Origin of the sequence: Flavobacterium indicum GPTSA100-9 = DSM 17447 (genome assembly GCF_000455605.1) — a bacterium.
Classification (GTDB): Bacteria; Bacteroidota; Bacteroidia; order Flavobacteriales; family Flavobacteriaceae; genus Flavobacterium; species Flavobacterium indicum.
This window is the reverse complement of the sequence record NC_017025.1, coordinates 2,722,334-2,740,761: the sequence shown is the minus strand read 5'-3', so window position 1 is coordinate 2,740,761 and position 18,428 is coordinate 2,722,334. Positions and strand designations below refer to the sequence as shown.

The window sequence follows — 18,428 nt, the reverse complement described above, 5'->3', positions numbered from 1 at the left end:
TTATGATGGATCAACTAAGAATAATGGTTGGTCAAATTCTACTGGTGATGAATCATCCACTAAAACTTTTACAATTTTTCCTGAAACTTCAGCTTCAATCTCGTTGAATAACTTCATAGCTTCTACCACACAAACTACATCTCCTTTAGAAATTGTACTTCCAACTTCTACAAACGGTGCTTTGTCTGGAGCAGGTTTTCTATATAAAGTTCCAATCATTGGAGATTTAATCGTAATGTACTTTGAAGTGTCCTCAGCATCATTTGCAGGTGCAGCAGGAGTTGATGCAGCTACAGGAGCAGCAATTGCAGGAGCAGCTACCATTTGTTGAACGGGTTGTGCAACAGGAATATGTTGAACATAAGTCGATTCTGTTCCTTCTGGAGTTGTTTTAATAGTGATTTTAAAATCATCCATTTCCAATTTTACTTCTGTAGCACCAGATTTTGCTACGAATTTAATTAGGTTTTGAATTTCTCTAATATCCATAATGTTGATAATTGGTTTAGTTTGATTGTTAATTTTGTTTATTATAAGCCCATTTTAAATAAATTGCCCCCCAAGTAAATCCACCACCAAAAGCGGCGAATATGATATTATCTCCTTTTTTTAATTGATTTTCAAAATCAGATAACAAAAGAGGCAATGTTGCCGAAGTTGTATTTCCGTATCGGTGAATATTCACTAATACTTTTTCTTCGCTTAATCCCATTCTGCTGGCAGTTGCATCAATAATGCGTTTGTTTGCTTGATGTGCAACTAACCAATTAATATCATCATGAGATAAATTATTGCGTTCCATGATTTTTTCACTAACATCTGCCATTCCTGAAACAGCATATTTAAATACTGTTTTTCCATCTTGGAATACAAAGTGTTGTTTATTTTTGACTGTTTCTTCGCTTGGAGGTAAAATTGAACCACCCGCTTCTATTTTTAAAAATTCTCTTCCAATACCATCACTTCTTAAAATTTCATCTTGAACTCCTAAGCCTTCAGTATTAGGTTCAAATAAAACAGCGCCGCCTCCATCGCCAAAAATAATACAAGTGGCTCGGTCAGTATAATCTATAATAGAAGACATTTTATCAGCTCCTATTAACAATACTTTTTTGTATCTTCCAGATTCTATGTATGCTGAAGCAGTTGAAATTCCATATAAGAAACTTGAACATGCCGCTTGTAAGTCAAAAGCAAAAGCATTAGTAGCTCCGATTTGAGTTGCAACATATACTCCTGTTGATGCTACAGGCATATCTGGAGTGGCAGTTGCCATTATAACTAAATCTATTTCTTTAGGGTCTAAATTTGCTTTTTCAAGTAAGTTTTGTGCTGCTTTAATGGCAAGGTATGAGGTACCTTTACCTTCTTCTTTAAGTAGTCTTCTTTCTTTAATTCCAGTTCTAGTTGTAATCCACTCGTCATTTGTGTCTACCAATGTTTCTAAAACTTGATTAGAAAGCACATAATCAGGTACATATGAACCAACAGCTGTTATTGCGGCAGTAATTTTATTCATAAAAATAATTTTCTTTGCAAAAAAAATGATGCATAAAGTGCGGAAAATTACAAAAAAATTCCGTAATACACATCAAATAATAGAGATAATTGGTTGTTAAATAAAAAAACTCCCACAGTGTGAGAGTTTCTCATTATTTTCTAAGAAATTATGCTACGGCTTCAGTTTTGTCAATTACAACTTGACCTCTGTAATACATTTTACCTTCGTGCCAGTAAGCTCTGTGATATAAGTGAGCTTCACCTGTTACTGCACATGTAGCAATTTGAGGAACTGATGCTTTGTAGTGCGTTCTTCTTTTATCTCTTCTAGTCTTCGACTGTCTACGTTTAGGATGTGCCATTTTATTCTATTTTTTATTTTTATCCGTTAATAGTTTTTTCAAACTTTCCCATCTTGGGTCAATTTCTTCAGTTTCTTTTTCTTTTTTCTCTGTTGGAGAAAATTTTTCTAAATTATGTAATGCTTCTGATTGTAAACTCCCATCTTTTACGCCAGGATGTATTCTTTTTGCAGGAATTGACAATACAATCATTTCATAAACATATTGAGCAACATTTACTTGAAATTCTCCGTGAGGCACTACAATGTAATCCTCATTTTCGTCATTAAACTCATCTCCAAATTTTACAATTAATTTTAATTTCCCTTTCGTAGGTAAATCAAAATCTTCATTTGTTAAATCACAAGGAACATTAACAGTACCATTGTGTGAGAAGTTTAATTCAAGCATGGTGCTCTTTTTCTCTAACTGTAATTTTACTTTGATATTCGAATCATTAAATTCTTCGAAATCAAAATTTTTAAAGAACGTATTGTTTATAAGAAACTCAAACTGGTGTTTACCTAATTTTAATCCAGAAAATTGAATTAAAAATTCTTTTAAATTGTCCATAACAACAGCTTTACCCTTCTTTTAAGGTGTGCAAAGATACAAAAATATTGGAAATACAATAATTTTGTGTACTTTTTTTTATTTATTCTTTATTTGAACTAATTTTTAATGGATTGTTAGTTAGTTCATTATATTCTATTCTATTCTTAAAAATATCTATAGCACTAAATACAGCTTCTCTAAATGAATTTTCATTAGCTATATTTTTGCCTGCTATGTCGTATCCTGTGCCGTGATCTGGTGAGGTTCTTATTTTATTTAAACCACCAGTGTAGTTGACTCCTTCTCCAAAAGATAGGGTTTTAAAAGGTATTAAACCTTGGTCGTGATACATGGCTACTATAGCGTCATATTTACAATGTTGACCACTTCCGAAAAAACTATCGGCTGCAAATGGACCAAAAACTTGAATTCCTTTTTTGAATAAACTTTCTAAAGTTGGTTTTACAACGGTCGTGTCTTCGTTGCCAATTACACCATTATCTCCACAATGTGGATTAATTCCCAAAACTGCAATTCTTGGTTTATTTATTCTGAAGTCCGAAATTAAGGTTTGGTTTATTGTTGCAATTTTCTTTTCAATTAATTCTTTAGTAATGTATTTATTTACTTCATTTAATGGAACATGATCGGTTATCAACCCTACTTTAATGTCTTCATGTATCATAAACATTAATGCATTTCCTTCTAATTGTTCGTTTAAATAATCTGTATGACCTGCAAAAGTATATTCTTCAGACTGAATGTTGTATTTGTTAATTGGGGCTGTTACTAAGACATCAACTTTCCCTTCTTTTAATGCTTTAGTAGCTGCTTGAAAAGATTTGATAGCGTATTTTCCAACATTGTCATCTAGTTTGCCGTAATCTAAATTTACTCCTTCTTTCCAAACATTTAATACATTGATTTTCCCTTGAACTAATTGCTCTATTTTGTCTATACCATTAATGTTTGCATTAAGTTGGTATGTTTTTTTTAAGAATGAAACAATCTTTGCATTAGCAAAAATTACTGGAGTACAGGTTTCTAACATTCTTGTATCTTCGAAGGTTTTTAATATTACTTCTGGACCAATTCCGTTCATGTCTCCAATAGAAACGCCAACAATTATATTTTCAGAATGTTTTACCATTTTATTTTTTTAATTTTGATGCAAATTTATAAAAAATATTGCTAGTTATGTTTACAGGAATTATAGAATCGTTAGGAATCGTAAAAGAAGTGATAAAAGAAGATGAAAATATACATCTTACTGTTGCGTCTTCCTTGTCAAGAGAATTGAAAATTGATCAAAGTGTTGCTCATAATGGTGTTTGTTTAACAGTTGTTAAGTGTGATGAAAATTCACATGTTGTAACAGCTATTAAAGAAACAATTGATAAAACTTCATTAGGAGATTGGAAAGTAGGCGATGAGTTGAATTTAGAAAGAGCAATGAAATTAGGGGATCGTTTAGATGGTCATATTGTGCAAGGTCATGTTGATCAAACTGCAGTTTGTATAAAGAAAGAGGATCAAAATGGGAGTTGGGTTTTTACTTTTGAATATGATAAAAGTTTAAATAATATCACTATTGAGAAAGGTTCTGTTACTGTGAATGGTACGAGTTTAACAGTAGTGGATTCTGGAATTAATACTTTTTCTGTAGCAATTATTCCATATACTTTTGAAAATACAAATTTTAAAAATATTAAGATTGGAACCGTAGTTAATTTAGAGTTTGATGTAGTAGGTAAGTATTTAACTAAATTACATTCGCTTTACAGATAGAATTAGTAAATAATAATTGACATAAAAAAACTCCTAATTAATAGGAGTTTTTATTTTTATATATTTTTTGAGTAATAAAATACCCTGTAATTAATGCAGCAAAGAATAATAAAATTACTCCAGTGTCAATTGGTAATCCTGGCGGCGGCGGCGGCGTTGGCGGCGGCGGCGTTGCGGCTACTGACTGAGAAAAACCGAAGCTACTAGTAACTAGCGCAACTATCAATGTGATTTGGAGTAAAAATTTTCTCATTTTTATTGTTTTTTGTTAAATTTTGTTAAAATTAAGAAATACGAAAATATAAATAATTCTTAATAAAACAAATTTTTTTTAAAATTTGTGGTCCCACCTGGGCTCGAACCAGGGACCACCTGATTATGAGTCAGGTGCTCTAACCAACTGAGCTATAGGACCAGTTTGATTTCGGTGCAATATTACTGCTTATTTCTATTTACTGCAAATTTTTTTTTAAAGTAATTGAAATATTTATGTTAACTCACTGTTAATTAGCGATTTCTTGACACAATTCTATGAGCACACCATTAGTGCTTTTGGGGTGTAAAAAGGCAACTAACTTATTATCAGCTCCTTTTTTGGGTGTTTCGTTAAGAACAATAAACCCTTCATTTTTTAATCTTTCAATTTCTTTAACTATATCATCTACGTCAAAAGCGATGTGATGGATTCCTTCACCTTTTTTTTCAATGAACTTTGCGATTGGACTATCTTCTTTTGTGGCTTCTAAAAGCTCAATTTTATTTGGCCCACACATAAAAAATGAAGTTTTAACACCTTCACTTTCTACTTCTTCTGTTTTATAAGATGGCGAGCCAAAAAGTTTTTCAAAAATTTCGTTTGAAGTTTCTAAATTTTTAACTGCAATTCCAATATGTTCAATTTTTTTCATAATGTATCATTTTATGGAGCAAAAATAGCATTGATTTATGAAACTTTTCCATCTTCTTTTTAAAAATTGTATTTTTGCAACATGGAAACAAATAGACAAAAAAAAATAGGGACCTTAATTCAAAAGGATATAGTAGATATTTTACAAGGAGAAGTAAGAAAAAATTCAATTACGAATTTAGTTATTTCTGTCTCAAAAGTTAATGTAACTTCAGATTTATCTATTGCTAAAGTATATTTAAGTATCTTTCCTTCAGATAAAGGACCTGAATTATTAGCGGCAATTAAAACTAATTCTCCTTTAATTAAACATGAATTAGCTCAACGTGTACGTCAACAATTACGACGTGTTCCTGAATTGATTTTTTACTTAGATGATAGTTTAGATTATATTGAGAAAATTGATAACGCTTTAGCAGGAAAAGAAAATCCAATAGAAAATCCAAATTTATTAGACAAAAGAAAAAAATCTTAAGTTGAATTTTCCTTTTTACATCGCGAGGCGCTATGCAGTTAGTTTTAGTAAAAGTACTGCTATTAATGTAATTACTATGATTGCTTCTCTAGGGATTATAGTGGGAGCTATGGCTTTGTTTGTTGTATTGTCTGTTTTTAGTGGACTCAGGGAATTTAGTTTAAGTTTCTCCAATGCAACGGATCCTGATTTAAAAATTCAGCCTGCAGCCGGGAAAAGTATTGTGCTGAGTCCAAATGAGCTTCAAGCGCTTAAAAATTACAAAGGAATTCAAGTTTTTAGTGGAGTTATTGAGGAACGTGCCTTGTTTTTTTATGATGGAAAAGAACAAGTTGCTCAGTTGAAAGGAGTAGATCCTAATTATAGCAGAAGTAATAAATTAAATAAATTTTTATACTCCGGAACATGGTTAGAACCTGAATCTAATCAAGTTGTTGTAGGGTCAGGTATTAGTAGAAGGTTGGCTTTAGGATTGTTCGATTATAATAATGTGTTAGAAGTATATGTTCCTAAACCAGGAAAAGGATTGATCGAAAATCCAGACGACGCTTTTAACGCTGCTAAATTGTCTACTTCAGGTATTTTTCAAGTTAGTGAAGATGTTGATGATAAATATGTTTTTTGCGATTTTCTATTAGCAAAGGAATTGTTAAATTATAAAACGAATCAAGTTTCATATTTAGAACTGAAAATTACACCTAATTATTCTGAAGAAGAAGTAATAGCAGATTTAAAAATGTTATTTAAAAATAGAGTTGTAATAAAAAATAGAGCCCAATTAAACGATGCATTATATAAAATGTTAAATACTGAAAACATTGCTGTTTATTTAATTTTTACACTAGTAATCATAATTGCATTATTCAATTTAGTAGGTGCTTTAATTATGATGATAATTGAAAAAAAATCAAATTTAAAAACATTATACTATTTAGGTGCGGAATTGAAAAGTTTGAAAAAAATATTTCTTTTTCAAGGTAATATTATTTCAATAGTTGGAGGTATTATAGGTCTTGTTTTAGGAGTTTTGGTTGTTTATATTCAACAACAATATGAATTAATTATGATAACTCCGTCTTTGGCTTATCCGGTTCAATTCAAGGTTGAGAATATAGGAATTGTATTGGCGACTATTATTTTGTTGGGTTTTTTAGCCGCTAAAATTGCTAGTTCATCCGTTTCAAAAAAATTATTAGAATGAAAAAAATAATTATTTTAGTTACAAGTGTTATTTTAATGGGTTGTTCATCCGCTAAAATAGTTGATAAATCAATTGCTAAAAAAGAAATTAACGCTGTTTTAGATGATTGGCATAAAGCAGCTGCAGAGGCAAATTTTAATAACTATTTTGATGTTATTGCTGAAGATGGAATTTTTATCGGTACAGATGCAACTGAAAATTGGAATAAAACACAATTTATTGCTTTCTCAAAACCTTATTTCGATAAAGGAAGAGCATGGAATTTTAAAGCTTTAGAACGAAATATTTATTTTTCTGAAGATTCAAATATAATTTGGTTTGACGAATTGTTAAAAACACAAATGAAAATTTGTAGAGGAAGTGGTGTTATGATTAAAACAAAAAAAGGCTGGAAAATTAAACACTATGTTTTATCAATGACCGTTCCAAATGAAAATGTGGATGAAATAGTTAAAATTAAATCAAAATTAGAAGACTTATTGATTGAGAAGTTAGTGAAACAATAAAAAATGGTAGCTTTTGGCTACCATTTTTGTTTAATTGTATTTGTTTTCTTTTAAATTTTTAAACATTTCTTCTGTCATTGTTGCAATGTCAAAATCATTCTTCCAATTCCAATCTTGTCTAGCAGAAGAATCGTCAATACTAGCTGGCCAACTATCCGCTATTTTTTGTCTGAAATCAGGATTATAAGTAATTTTAAAATCAGGATAATGTTTAGTAATTTCTTCAGCTAATTCTTTTGGCGTAAAACTCATAGCAGCTAAATTATAGGAAGATCTAATTTTAATTTGTTCTGCTGGAGCTTGCATAATTTGTATGGTTGCTTTAATTGCGTCATCCATATACATCATTGGTAGTGCAGAATTTTCATCTAAAAAACATTCAAATGATCCATCAGTAATTGCTTTGTGGTAAATATCAACCGCATAATCTGTAGTTCCACCACCAGCTTCTGTACTCCAACTGATTAATCCTGGATAGCGTATACTTCTCACATCTACTCCATATTGGTTGTGGTAATATTCACACCATCTTTCACCTGTTTGTTTAGAAATTCCATAAACTGTTGTTGGCTCCATTATGGTATATTGTGGAGTATTGTTTCTTGGGGTTGTTGGTCCAAACACTGCGATGCTTGACGGCCAAAATATTTTTTTAATTTTTCCAGCTTTAGCTAAATTTAAAATATGGAACAAAGAATTCATATTTAAATCCCAAGCAAATGCTGGGTTTTTTTCTGCAGTAGCAGATAGCAATGCAGCCATTAAATAAACGTCGGTAATTTGATATTTTTCAATAAGGTGTTCAATTTGATTGTAATCTAAAGCATTTATAACTTCAAATATTCCATTATTTACTACGTCATTTTCTAATTTTCTAATATCTGAGGCAATAACGTTTTCAACACCATAAGTGCTTCTTAGTTTAGCAGTTAATTCAGTGCCAATTTGACCACAGGCACCAATGATTAATATTTTGGTTTGCATAGTTTGTGTTTTTCAATTACAAATATAAAATATTGCTAATAAAGTAGGGCGTTTTTTAGATTAAAAATTAGAATTGTCATTTTTAATGCCTATTTTTTAACAAATATTTATTTAATTACAATTTAATGATTAATAGGTAAACATTTGTAAATTTGTATTCTATTATATTTATAAAATGAGATTGTTAAAAATTTTAGGTTTGTCATTTGCTCTGTTTTTCACTTTATTATCTTGTAAAGAAGAAGATAATGATAAATTAATGGTAGAAATGGAAAAGAAAAATGCACTGGCTTTTGAAAAAATAAATAAGTCGTGGAATATTATTATACCAGCACAATCTCCTGAAGTTCAATCAGAAATTTCAAAATGGAAAGAATGGCAATCTTTTGAACAAGATTTGAAACAAAAGCCAAAAGCTTCAATTAGTGCATTTAAATTGAAAGTGGAAAGTTTGGCCAAGAAATCAGATAGCCTACATCTGTCTGTTCCTTATCAATTCAATAAGCCTCAAGTAAGAAGTAGAATTATTGCAATGCAAACTAAAATACAAGCATTAGATACTTATTTTTCTTTAGATATTGTTCCGCAAGATAAAGTTGAGCCTTTGATTAGAGAAATTAACAAAGAGTTAATTGCATTTTATAATCAATGTAATGAAATTGTAATTAAAAACAGAATTCCATTTGAAGTGGGCGAAAAAGAGATGATTAGTGCGTTAGACACCACTAGAAATGCAAAAACCATGGATTTTGACGAATTAGAAAAAATAGAAGTACAAGAAAAAGATAAAAAATAAGAGATGAAAAAAATTTTACTCCTTGTAATTGGATTATTTATTCTTCAGTTACAGGCGCAACAAACACTTTTTGAAGACAATGCATCTAATTATACAACATGGATAAATGGGAGTAATGCAGGAACTGGATTTACGGTTTGGGATATATGGACCCAAAATACAGATGCTTCCAATTTTGCGGGCCATTTCTTAGGAAGTTCAACAGTACAAGGTTTTGGAGATGTAAATATTTCCAACCAAGCATTTGGTATGTTTGGAAACCCAGTAGGTGCAAATCCACAAGCAAATGCACAACGATTTTTAAATAATACGGGTTCTCCAACTGTTGGAGGAAGAGCATATTTATTACCTGGACAAAGTTTTGTAATGGATTTGGCAGTAGCCTATAGAAATGGTTATAAAGGAATTGAATTAATGGATCAAAATTTTGGTTTACTTTTTAATTTTATTGTGCAAAACGAGCTATATACAACATCAACATCAACGGATTTAGGTTGGACTTATAATCAAGCTTCAGTTTTTACTTTAAAAGTAAATCAAATAGATGTTAATGTTTACGAAGTGATTATTACAAGAGGTTCAGATAGCTATTCTTCAGGTTCAAGAACAGGTCAGTTTTCAGGCGTTAAGTTATATGTTGGCAATACTGCAGACAGCAATAATTTAAATAATTTGTTCTTTAATAATTTAAAGGTTCAAAAATGTGCCATGACCACAACATGGAATGGAACTAGTTGGGATAAGGGTGAGCCTAATGCAAATAAAAATGTATTGTTTACTGGGAATTTTTCATCGACAACAGCTATTTCTGCATGCTCAGTTCAAGTTTCAAATGGCGCTGTTGTAACTATAAATTCCGGACATACATTAACTGTTGGAAATAATTTAACAGTAGATTCAGGTGCGGTTTTACAGTTTGAAAATGCTGCAAGTTTAATACAGACTAATGCTTCAGCAATCAACACTGGAAACATAATTTACAAGAGAAATTCTGCTCCAATGCGTTTGTACGAATACACGTATTGGTCAACTCCTGTTTCAAATCAACAAATGTTGTCGTTTTCACCATTAACAGATACTGATAAATTTTTTACTTTTAATACGGTTGCAAATAATTGGCAAGGTGAAGATCCTTTAACAAATTTTATACCTGCGAAAGGGTACGCGATTAGAGCACCTGAAAATTTTAATACCACTCCACAAGTTTATAATTCACAATTCAATGGCGTGCCAAATAATGGGAATTATTCAACACCTGTTGTTGCTTATGATGCCATGTTAGGGAATTATAATTTTTTAGGAAATCCATATCCTTCTGCCATTAGTGTAGCGAGTTTAATTGACAATTCATCTTTGGGGTCTTTGTATTTTTGGACACATAATACTTCTATGGATGGTGCAGGACAATTTACAGATGATGATTATGCTGTTAGAACAAAGTTTATAGGCACAGCTGCCTCAACAGGCGGGGCTGCTCCAGGACCATACGTTTCTGTAGGGCAAGGATTTTTTGCTTCTTCCAACGCAACAACCAATGTAACATTTACCAATGCAATGAGAGTTTCTGGGAACAATACACAATTCTATAGACAAAATCAAATAATGACTGATCCGCAAATGTATTTTATGTGGTTGAACATGACCAATTCCGGTGGTGCATTTAAACAATTAGCGGTAGGTTATTTAGAAGGTGCAACAGATGGTTTTGATAATGGGATTGATGCACCAGGAGCCGCTGGAACTTACATCAATTTTTATACTATGATTGCCGGAAATCCTTATGCTATTAATGGATTGGAGTTTCCGTGGAATACTTCAGATGTAATACCGTTAGGTTATTCTTCTACAATAGCAAGTGATTTTACATTCGCTATTGACCATACGGATACTTTTTTTGATGATAAAGAAGTATATTTGGTAGACAATGTAACTAATACGTATCAGAATTTAAAAACAGGAAATTATACTTTTACTTCTACTATCGGAACGTTTAATTCAAGATTTCATATCCAATTTACGCAACCAGTAATGAGCGCAGCTAGTTTTGAATATGAAAATTCGGTTGTTGTTTCAAAAAATTTAGCTCAATTACAAATTTATTCTAGTGTACAGAAGTTAAAAAATATTCAAATTTTTGATTTAACCGGAAGATTAATTATGGCTAAAGAGGTAGATTCAAATTTGGAAAAATTCGAGTTGGATTCAGTTTCAAATCAAGCTATTATTGTTAAAGTCAAACTAGAAAATGATCAAATAATCACAAAAAAATATATTTACTAAAATCCTCTTAAAACCACTGCATTAAACAGTGGTTTTTTTATTTTTGCACTAAAATAAATTGTTTTGAATACAGCCGATATTATTTCTAAATATGAACAACAACCCAAAATTTCACAAATTGTTGAGTTGTTAAGTTCAAGAAAAAAAATTAACGTTACCGGATTAGTTGGATCTTCTCTTTCATTCTCTATATATTCACTTTTTAAAAAATCTGAACTCCCTTTTTTACTGTTGTTTTCAGATAAAGAGGAAGCCGCCTATTATTTAAATGATTTAGAGCAATTGATAAACGATCAAGATGTGTTGTTTTATCCAGGTTCTTACAGAAGACCTTATCAAATTGAAGAAACAGACAATGCAAATATATTGCTAAGAGCCGAAGTTTTAAATAGAATCAATTCCAGAAAAAAACCGGCCATCATAGTTTCTTATGCAGAAGCCATTTTTGAGAAAGTCGTGACTCGAAAAGAATTGGAAAAAAATACATTAAAAGTCGGATTAAATGATAAAATTTCTATAGACTTTATTAATGAAACTTTGTTTGAATACAATTTTAAAAGAGTTGATTTTGTGGCAGAACCCGGTGAATTTTCTGTTCGCGGTGGAATTGTAGATGTCTTTTCTTTCTCAAATGATATTCCGTATCGAATCGAGTTTTTTGGTGATGAGGTTGATAGTATTCGAACATTTGATGTGGAAACACAATTGTCAAAAGATAAAGTCAATAAAATAACAATAATTCCCAATGTTGAAAATAAAACATTGGAAGAAAATCGTGAAAATTTCCTAGATTACATTAATGAGAAAACGGTATTGGTTTTTCAAAACACAGAATTGGTTGGCCAACAATTAAATAAATTGTATGCTAAAGCAACCGAAGCTTTTTCAAAATTATCTTCAGAAATTAAACATGCAAAACCTGAAGAATTATTCATTAATGAAGAAACTTTTCTTAAAAGAGCTGTAGATTTTTCAGTAATTGAGTTAGATAAGAAACCTTTATTTAGAGCTGAAAAAACCATCGAATTTCATACCTTACCACAACCGTCTTTCAATAAACAATTTGACTTGTTGTTGAACAATTTACACGAAAATGATTTTCATGGCATTAAGAATTATTTGTTTTGTGCAAATGAAAATCAAGCGCGTAGGTTTAAAGAAATTTTTGCAGATATAGATCAAGAAAATCATAACCATACAAATAGTAAATACCAATCAATTGTTTTTCCTTTGTATCAAGGATTTATTGATGAAGAATTGCAAATTGCTTGTTATACAGACCATCAAATTTTTGAACGATACCATAAGTTTTCAATTAAGAATGGGTATTCAAAAAAACAAACCATAACGCTAAAAGAATTAACTTCTTTATCGGTTGGAGATTATGTTACGCATATTGATCACGGCATTGGAAAGTTTGGCGGTTTACAAAAAATCCAAGTTGAAGGTAAAACACAAGAAGCCATTAAATTAGTCTATGCAGATAATGATATTGTTTATGTAAGTATTCATTCGCTTCATAAAATTTCTAAATATAATGGAAAAGATGGCGCGCCTCCTAAAATTTATAAGCTAGGAAGTAATGCGTGGAAGGCCTTAAAACAAAAAACAAAAGCAAGGGTTAAGCATATTGCGTTTAATTTAATTCAACTTTATGCCAAACGGCGTTTAGATAAAGGTTATGCTTTTGGTCCAGATACCTACATGCAAAAAGAATTAGAAAGTTCTTTTATCTATGAAGACACTCCAGATCAGGTAAAAGCCACACATGATGTTAAAATGGATATGGAAAGCGACCGACCAATGGACCGCTTGGTTTGTGGAGATGTGGGTTTTGGAAAAACAGAAGTGGCCATAAGAGCTGCGTTTAAGGCTGTTGACAATGGTAAACAAGTGGCCATTTTGGTTCCTACTACCATTTTGGCATACCAACATTATCGAACGTTTTCTGAACGTTTAAAAGATTTGCCGGTTACGGTAAGTTATTTAAATCGTTTTAGAACGGCTAAACAAAAGGCTGAAACGTTAAAAGGTTTAGAAGAAGGGAAAATAGATATTGTAATTGGTACGCATCAGTTGGTGAATAAAAATGTAAAATTCCGTGATTTAGGTTTGTTGATTATTGATGAAGAACAAAAATTTGGCGTAAATGTTAAAGATAAACTGAAAACCATTGCAACAAATATTGATACGCTGACCTTAACGGCAACTCCTATACCAAGAACCTTGCAGTTTTCATTAATGGCGGCACGTGATTTGTCTGTTATAACAACGCCACCGCCTAATAGGTATCCGGTGGAGACAAATGTGATTCGATTTAATGAAGAAGCTATTCGCGATGCAGTATCCTATGAAATTGAGCGAGGAGGTCAAGTATATTTTATTAATAACCGTATTGAAAATATTAAAGAAGTCGCCGGAATGATTCAACGTTTGGTACCAAATGCTAAAGTGGGTGTGGGGCACGGACAAATGGATGGTAAAAAACTAGAGGAATTGATGTTGGCTTTTATGGAAGGTGAGTTTGATGTTTTGGTGGCAACAACAATTATTGAAAGTGGATTAGATGTGCCAAATGCTAATACCATTTTTATCAATAATGCTAATAATTTTGGATTGTCTGACTTGCATCAAATGCGAGGACGTGTAGGAAGAAGCAATAAAAAAGCTTTTTGTTATTTCATTACACCACCTTATTCGGCGATGACAGATGAAGCCAGAAAACGTATTCAAGCTTTAGAACAATTTAGCGAATTGGGAAGTGGATTTAATATTGCTATGAAGGATTTGGAAATTCGTGGCGCGGGAGATTTATTGGGTGGAGAACAAAGTGGTTTTATCAATGAAATTGGATTTGATACCTATCAAAAAATCATGAATGAAGCTATTGAAGAATTGAAAGAAAATGAATTCAAGGATTTGTATGAAGAAGAAAATGATATTGAAACCAAAGAATATATAAAAGATATTCAAATTGATACCGATTTCGAATTGTTGTTCCCAGATGAATACATTAACAATATTACAGAGCGTTTAAATTTATACAACGAATTAAGTACAATTAAATCGGAAGCCGAATTAGATGCTTATGAACAACGACTTATTGATCGTTTTGGACCTTTACCTAAACCAGCAATTGCCCTGTTGAATAGTGTTCGAATTAAATGGAAAGCAACGCAATTAGGTATTGAAAAATTGATTTTTAAACAAGGTAAAATGATTGGTTATTTCTTAGGAGACCAACAAAGTGATTTTTATCAATCGAACCGATTTATGAAGGTGTTAAAATTTGCCCAAGTAAACGGAAATCTTTGCAAAATTAAGGAAAAAGAGACCAAATCGGGTTTACGTTTGTTGATCAGCTTTGATAATGTAAAATCCGTAAATAAAGCATTAGAGTTAATAAATATGATTTAATTCTAGTACAATTTTAAAATTTTTCTAAAAAATAACTTATTTTTACACGTTTATATACTAAAAATTGACTTTTTAAAGTTATTGTAAAAAACGAATAAATTGAAGACTATAAAAAATAAATATATCTTACTTTTAATGGGAGCTGCTTTATTTTGGGCTTGTTCTACAAAAAAAGACAGTTTTGTTAATAGAAATTTTCATGCAGTCACAACTGAATATAATGTGCTGTTTAATGGAAATGAAGCCTTAGTTAAGGGGATTTCAGATGTAAATGCATCTTATACTGATGATTTTTGGGAAATTCTTCCCACAGAAAGAATGCAGGCCACTGAAGAAGAATTGAAGCCTGGGGATAAAAAAAATCCAAATTTTGAAAGAGCTGAAACTAAAGCGACTAAAGCCATACAAAAGCATTCTATGAATATTGGCGGCTATGAAAAAAATCCGCAAATTGACGAGGCTTATTTAATGTTAGGAAAAGCAAGATACTACGAGCATCGTTATTTGCCGGCTTTAGAAGCTTTTAATTATATTCTTTACAAATACCCAAACAGTAATAATGTTTATCAAGCTAAAGTTTGGAGAGAAAAGGTAAATATTCGTTTAGAAAATGAAAAATTAGCAATTAAAAATCTTAAAAAATCACTTAAAGATACAAAATTAAAAGGTAAAGATTTAGCAGATATTAATGCGGTTTTAACAGAGGCTTATGTGAAAACAAATGCAATCGATTCGGCAGTTGCTACCATAAAAATAGCAAGAGATGAAACTAAAGTTAAAGAAGAAAGAGCGCGCTACACCTTTATTCTAGGTCAATTGTATGAAAAGTTGAATTACAAAGATAGTGCGTTTGCAGCTTTTCAAGAAGTAATCGACATGAAGCGAAAATCTCCTAAACCGTATACTATATTTTCTCATTTTAAACAGGCGGCTCAATTTGATTTTGAAAGAGGGGATACTGTAGCTTTTCATAAAAAGTTTGATAAAATGATTGAAGATATCGAAAACCGTCCTCATCTAGATATCTTGTATCACCAAAAGGCATTGTTTTATGATGCTAAAAATAATGACAAACAAGCCATAAAATATTATAATAAATCGGTAAAATCATTGTCTCAAGACAAATATTTAGTAGCTTCAAATTATAGAAATATTTCAACTATTTATTATAACCAACATAATTTTCATCTTTCTAAAAAGTATTTAGACTCAACCTTGATTCATTTAAATGAAAAACATAGAGAATTTAAACCATTAAAGAAAAAATTAAATACATTAACTGAAGTTGTAAAATACCAAGATATTATAAAAAATGCTGATAGTATTTTGTCAATTTCTGAAATGTCTGAAAGTGAAAAAAATGAATATTTTAAGAAATTTATTGTTGCACTAAAGAAGACTGATTCAATAAAAGCAAAAAATTTAGCAGATAAAGAAGCATTGAAAAATACTTTAAATGCTGGAAACGATAAAGGAGGAGTAACGCCTGTAATGTTAGGTAGTGAAAAAGCATCACTGCTTCCAACGCCAGGAAATACAATGTCTCCACCAAATAGCTTACCTAGTGTAGGAACACAGAGTTCGTTTTATTTTTATAATCCTGCAGCAGTAGCGCAAGGGAGAATAGCATTTCAAAAAAAATGGGGGAATTTAGTTTTAGGAGATAATTGGAAATCGTTATCAAAAATTGATGTTGTTCAGGACGAAGTGAAGGATGATACTAATGAAAATCAAGATGCAAATGAAGAAGAAATGGAGTCAAATCCTGCTTATACAACTAAATTTTATACAGATAAATTACCAACAGATCCGAAAGAATTAGCAAACATGAGAATTGATGCTAATGATGCTCGATTTAAATTGGGAGAGCTTTTTAAAGAATCATTGAAAGAAAATCAGTTGGCTACCAATTCATTTGCAGCTATTTTAGAAAACAAACCTGAAGCAAAGTTAGTGTTGCCAACCTATTATAATTTATATTTACTTTATAATGGAGTTAATGCTGATAAAGCGGCTTTTTATAAGCAAAAAATTATTGCGGATTATCCTAATAGTAGGTATGCTTCTTTACTAAATAACAATGGTTCTTATAATATAGAAGCGACAGCAAATTCTGAATTTAATTCGCTTTATAAGAAAGTTCAAGACGGAAATTTTAGAGATGCTTATGTTGATGTAGAAATGTTAGTAAAAAAATACGATGGAGATGAATTAAATGCTAAATTTGATGTTTTGAAGGCGCAAATCGAAGGTAGATTATATGGTATTGAAGCTTATAAAAAAGGATTGGAAAAAGTAGTTAAAGAATATCCAAAAGGCGAAGAAGCGAAACGGGCAGCGGCAATTTTGGCAACAGATGTTCCAAAAATAGAAGCGATGAACTTCGGTACAACTTCAAAAACGTATAATTTAATCTTTGTAACGCCATATCCTAATGAAATTACTCATAAAGCGTTATTAGACAAGCTAAATAAGTTTATTAAAGATTCAGGAAATCCAGATATAAAACTATCTAATGATATTTATGATTTAAAAACTAATTGTATTGTAATTCATGGTTTTATTACGGAAGAATTGGCTGCTGCTAATTATGAATATTTAAAGTTACAAAAAGAATACAAGATTAAAGATAAAGCGTATGTAATTTCAAATGAAGATTACAAAGTTATTCAAGCAAAGAAAAAACTTGAAGAAGTGATTTCAAAAAAGTAAACCATGTTTGATAAAAATACAAAATCTGATTATGCTCTATTAGGTAAAACCAATAGAATAATTGAAGGTACCCAAATAAAAGGAGATATAATTTCTCCTGTCGACATGCGAATTGATGGAGAAGTAGTAGGGAATATTACATGTGCAGGTAAAATAGTATTAGGGCATAAAAGTAACGTACTAGGTGATATAACATGTAAAAGCATTGATGTTGAAGGGAAATTTGAAGGGAAACTCGAGGCAGAAGGTTTGCTTTCCATTCGAAAAACAGCTACAATTCGTGGCGATGTCTTTGCTAGTAAATTAGCAGTTGAACCTGGTGCCGTTTTTGAAGCAAGTTGCGAAATGCGTAAAAAACAATAATCATCATGAATACTCCAAAAGGTCCAAATAAATGGATGGTTTTGTTAAATATTCCTTTTCAGATGGGGATTATTATTGTTGGTTTTTCTTATTTAGGTTCTTGGTTGGATGAAAAATATCAAAATAAAGATAATTTATATCTAAAGATATCCACACTCGTTGGTGTTTTTATAGCGATGTATACAGTGATTAGGCAGGTAAATAAATTGAATAAAAATAAATAATGAATCAAATTAGTAAAACACTTGCTGCTATATTTTTATTTAGCTTTACAATTTCTACGTTGCATTTTTTAATATCTCGAATAGTCTCAAGTCTAAGTTTTGAAAAATATATTTTTATTTACTTATCGCAATTTCTCTTGTCAATACTTATTTATTTGGTTTCCTTATACGTCAAAAAAAGACAAGCTGAAAACTTAGGTTATTATTTTTTAGCGTCAACAACATTAAAAACAATTATATTTTATTTGCTAATAAGTTGTCTTTTCTTTCCTAATGAAGTTTTGACACGACAAAATAAATCGATTTTAAGTTTACAATTTCTATTATTTTTAGGTTTAGATGTTTATTTAACTGCTAGATTATTAAACAGTAAGGATGT

At 30.9% G+C, this 18,428-nt stretch carries 18 protein-coding genes and 1 tRNA gene; 10 read left to right on the top strand and 9 right to left on the bottom strand.

Going from position 1 to position 18,428, the window contains the following annotated elements:
- From accB to pdxA, 5 genes are all read right to left on the bottom strand, one after another.
- Positions 1 to 489 (bottom strand): acetyl-CoA carboxylase biotin carboxyl carrier protein, encoded by a 489-nt coding sequence (accB, locus tag KQS_RS12790; protein ID WP_014389596.1) that lies wholly within the window; start codon positions 487 to 489, stop codon positions 1 to 3.
- A 28-nt stretch (positions 490 to 517) separates the two neighbouring features.
- The gene (locus KQS_RS12785) at positions 518 to 1,519 is read right to left on the bottom strand and encodes a beta-ketoacyl-ACP synthase III (RefSeq protein ID WP_014389595.1); all 1,002 of its coding nucleotides are present in this window, start codon (positions 1,517 to 1,519) and stop codon (positions 518 to 520) included.
- Positions 1,520 to 1,667: 148 nt separating this feature from the next.
- The gene (gene rpmF / locus KQS_RS12780; RefSeq protein ID WP_014389594.1) at positions 1,668 to 1,862 is read right to left on the bottom strand and encodes a 50S ribosomal protein L32; all 195 of its coding nucleotides are present in this window, start codon (positions 1,860 to 1,862) and stop codon (positions 1,668 to 1,670) included.
- Positions 1,863 to 1,868: 6 nt separating this feature from the next.
- Positions 1,869 to 2,414, bottom strand: a complete 546-nt coding sequence (locus tag KQS_RS12775; protein WP_014389593.1) for a YceD family protein — start codon at positions 2,412 to 2,414, stop codon at positions 1,869 to 1,871.
- 82 nt (positions 2,415 to 2,496) lie between these two features.
- Positions 2,497 to 3,546: a 4-hydroxythreonine-4-phosphate dehydrogenase PdxA gene (gene pdxA, locus KQS_RS12770; protein WP_014389592.1), complete on the bottom strand. Its 1,050-nt coding sequence runs from the start codon at positions 3,544 to 3,546 to the stop codon at positions 2,497 to 2,499.
- 47 nt (positions 3,547 to 3,593) lie between these two features.
- Between pdxA and KQS_RS12765 the strand changes: the two genes are divergently transcribed.
- Positions 3,594 to 4,184 carry a riboflavin synthase gene (locus KQS_RS12765; RefSeq protein ID WP_014389591.1) on the top strand — a complete coding sequence of 197 codons (591 nt, stop codon included), beginning with the start codon at positions 3,594 to 3,596 and terminating at the stop codon, positions 4,182 to 4,184.
- A 37-nt stretch (positions 4,185 to 4,221) separates the two neighbouring features.
- On the opposite strand, the gene KQS_RS12760 is transcribed toward KQS_RS12765, so the two are convergent.
- The 3 genes from KQS_RS12760 to mce form a co-directional block, all read right to left on the bottom strand.
- Positions 4,222 to 4,437 carry a hypothetical protein gene (locus KQS_RS12760; protein WP_041252115.1) on the bottom strand — a complete coding sequence of 72 codons (216 nt, stop codon included), beginning with the start codon at positions 4,435 to 4,437 and terminating at the stop codon, positions 4,222 to 4,224.
- Between the two features lie 88 nt (positions 4,438 to 4,525).
- Positions 4,526 to 4,599: transfer RNA gene (locus tag KQS_RS12755), tRNA-Ile, on the bottom strand.
- Positions 4,600 to 4,687: 88 nt separating this feature from the next.
- On the bottom strand, positions 4,688 to 5,092 hold the full coding sequence (gene mce, locus KQS_RS12750; RefSeq protein ID WP_014389590.1) for a methylmalonyl-CoA epimerase: 405 nt from the start codon (positions 5,090 to 5,092) through the stop codon (positions 4,688 to 4,690).
- Positions 5,093 to 5,173: 81 nt separating this feature from the next.
- Between mce and rbfA the strand changes: the two genes are divergently transcribed.
- The 3 genes from rbfA to KQS_RS12735 are packed head-to-tail and all read left to right on the top strand — an operon-like array spanning position 5,174 to position 7,273.
- On the top strand, positions 5,174 to 5,566 hold the full coding sequence (rbfA, locus tag KQS_RS12745) for a 30S ribosome-binding factor RbfA (protein WP_014389589.1): 393 nt from the start codon (positions 5,174 to 5,176) through the stop codon (positions 5,564 to 5,566).
- Position 5,567: 1 nt separating this feature from the next.
- The gene (locus KQS_RS12740; protein WP_041252114.1) at positions 5,568 to 6,767 is read left to right on the top strand and encodes an ABC transporter permease; all 1,200 of its coding nucleotides are present in this window, start codon (positions 5,568 to 5,570) and stop codon (positions 6,765 to 6,767) included.
- Positions 6,764 to 7,273 (top strand): nuclear transport factor 2 family protein, encoded by a 510-nt coding sequence (locus tag KQS_RS12735; RefSeq protein WP_014389587.1) that lies wholly within the window; start codon positions 6,764 to 6,766, stop codon positions 7,271 to 7,273. The genes KQS_RS12740 and KQS_RS12735 overlap by 4 nt, the downstream gene beginning before the upstream one ends.
- A gap of 30 nt (positions 7,274 to 7,303) precedes the next feature.
- Here KQS_RS12735 and KQS_RS12730 read toward each other — a convergent pair whose 3' ends face one another.
- Entirely contained in the window at positions 7,304 to 8,257 is a 954-nt protein-coding gene (locus tag KQS_RS12730; RefSeq protein ID WP_014389586.1) for an L-threonine 3-dehydrogenase, read from the bottom strand.
- A gap of 175 nt (positions 8,258 to 8,432) precedes the next feature.
- Here KQS_RS12730 and KQS_RS12725 point away from each other — a divergent pair, with 175 nt between their 5' ends.
- The 6 genes from KQS_RS12725 to KQS_RS12700 all read left to right on the top strand — a co-directional run bounded on the left by KQS_RS12725 (position 8,433) and on the right by KQS_RS12700 (position 18,049).
- A complete protein-coding gene (locus KQS_RS12725) occupies positions 8,433 to 9,053 on the top strand; it encodes a hypothetical protein (RefSeq protein WP_014389585.1) in 621 nt (206 codons plus the stop codon).
- A 3-nt stretch (positions 9,054 to 9,056) separates the two neighbouring features.
- Positions 9,057 to 11,333, top strand: coding sequence for a hypothetical protein (locus KQS_RS12720; RefSeq protein ID WP_014389584.1), 2,277 nt, complete (start codon positions 9,057 to 9,059; stop codon positions 11,331 to 11,333).
- Positions 11,334 to 11,441: 108 nt separating this feature from the next.
- Positions 11,442 to 14,750, top strand: a complete 3,309-nt coding sequence (gene mfd, locus KQS_RS12715) for a transcription-repair coupling factor (protein ID WP_394332338.1) — start codon at positions 11,442 to 11,444, stop codon at positions 14,748 to 14,750.
- A 99-nt stretch (positions 14,751 to 14,849) separates the two neighbouring features.
- Entirely contained in the window at positions 14,850 to 17,462 is a 2,613-nt protein-coding gene (porW, locus tag KQS_RS12710) for a type IX secretion system periplasmic lipoprotein PorW/SprE (RefSeq protein ID WP_242400767.1), read from the top strand.
- 3 nt (positions 17,463 to 17,465) lie between these two features.
- Positions 17,466 to 17,825: a bactofilin family protein gene (locus tag KQS_RS12705; protein WP_014389581.1), complete on the top strand. Its 360-nt coding sequence runs from the start codon at positions 17,466 to 17,468 to the stop codon at positions 17,823 to 17,825.
- Positions 17,826 to 17,830: 5 nt separating this feature from the next.
- Positions 17,831 to 18,049 (top strand): AtpZ/AtpI family protein, encoded by a 219-nt coding sequence (locus KQS_RS12700; RefSeq protein WP_014389580.1) that lies wholly within the window; start codon positions 17,831 to 17,833, stop codon positions 18,047 to 18,049.
- The last annotated feature ends 379 nt before the right edge of the window (positions 18,050 to 18,428 follow it).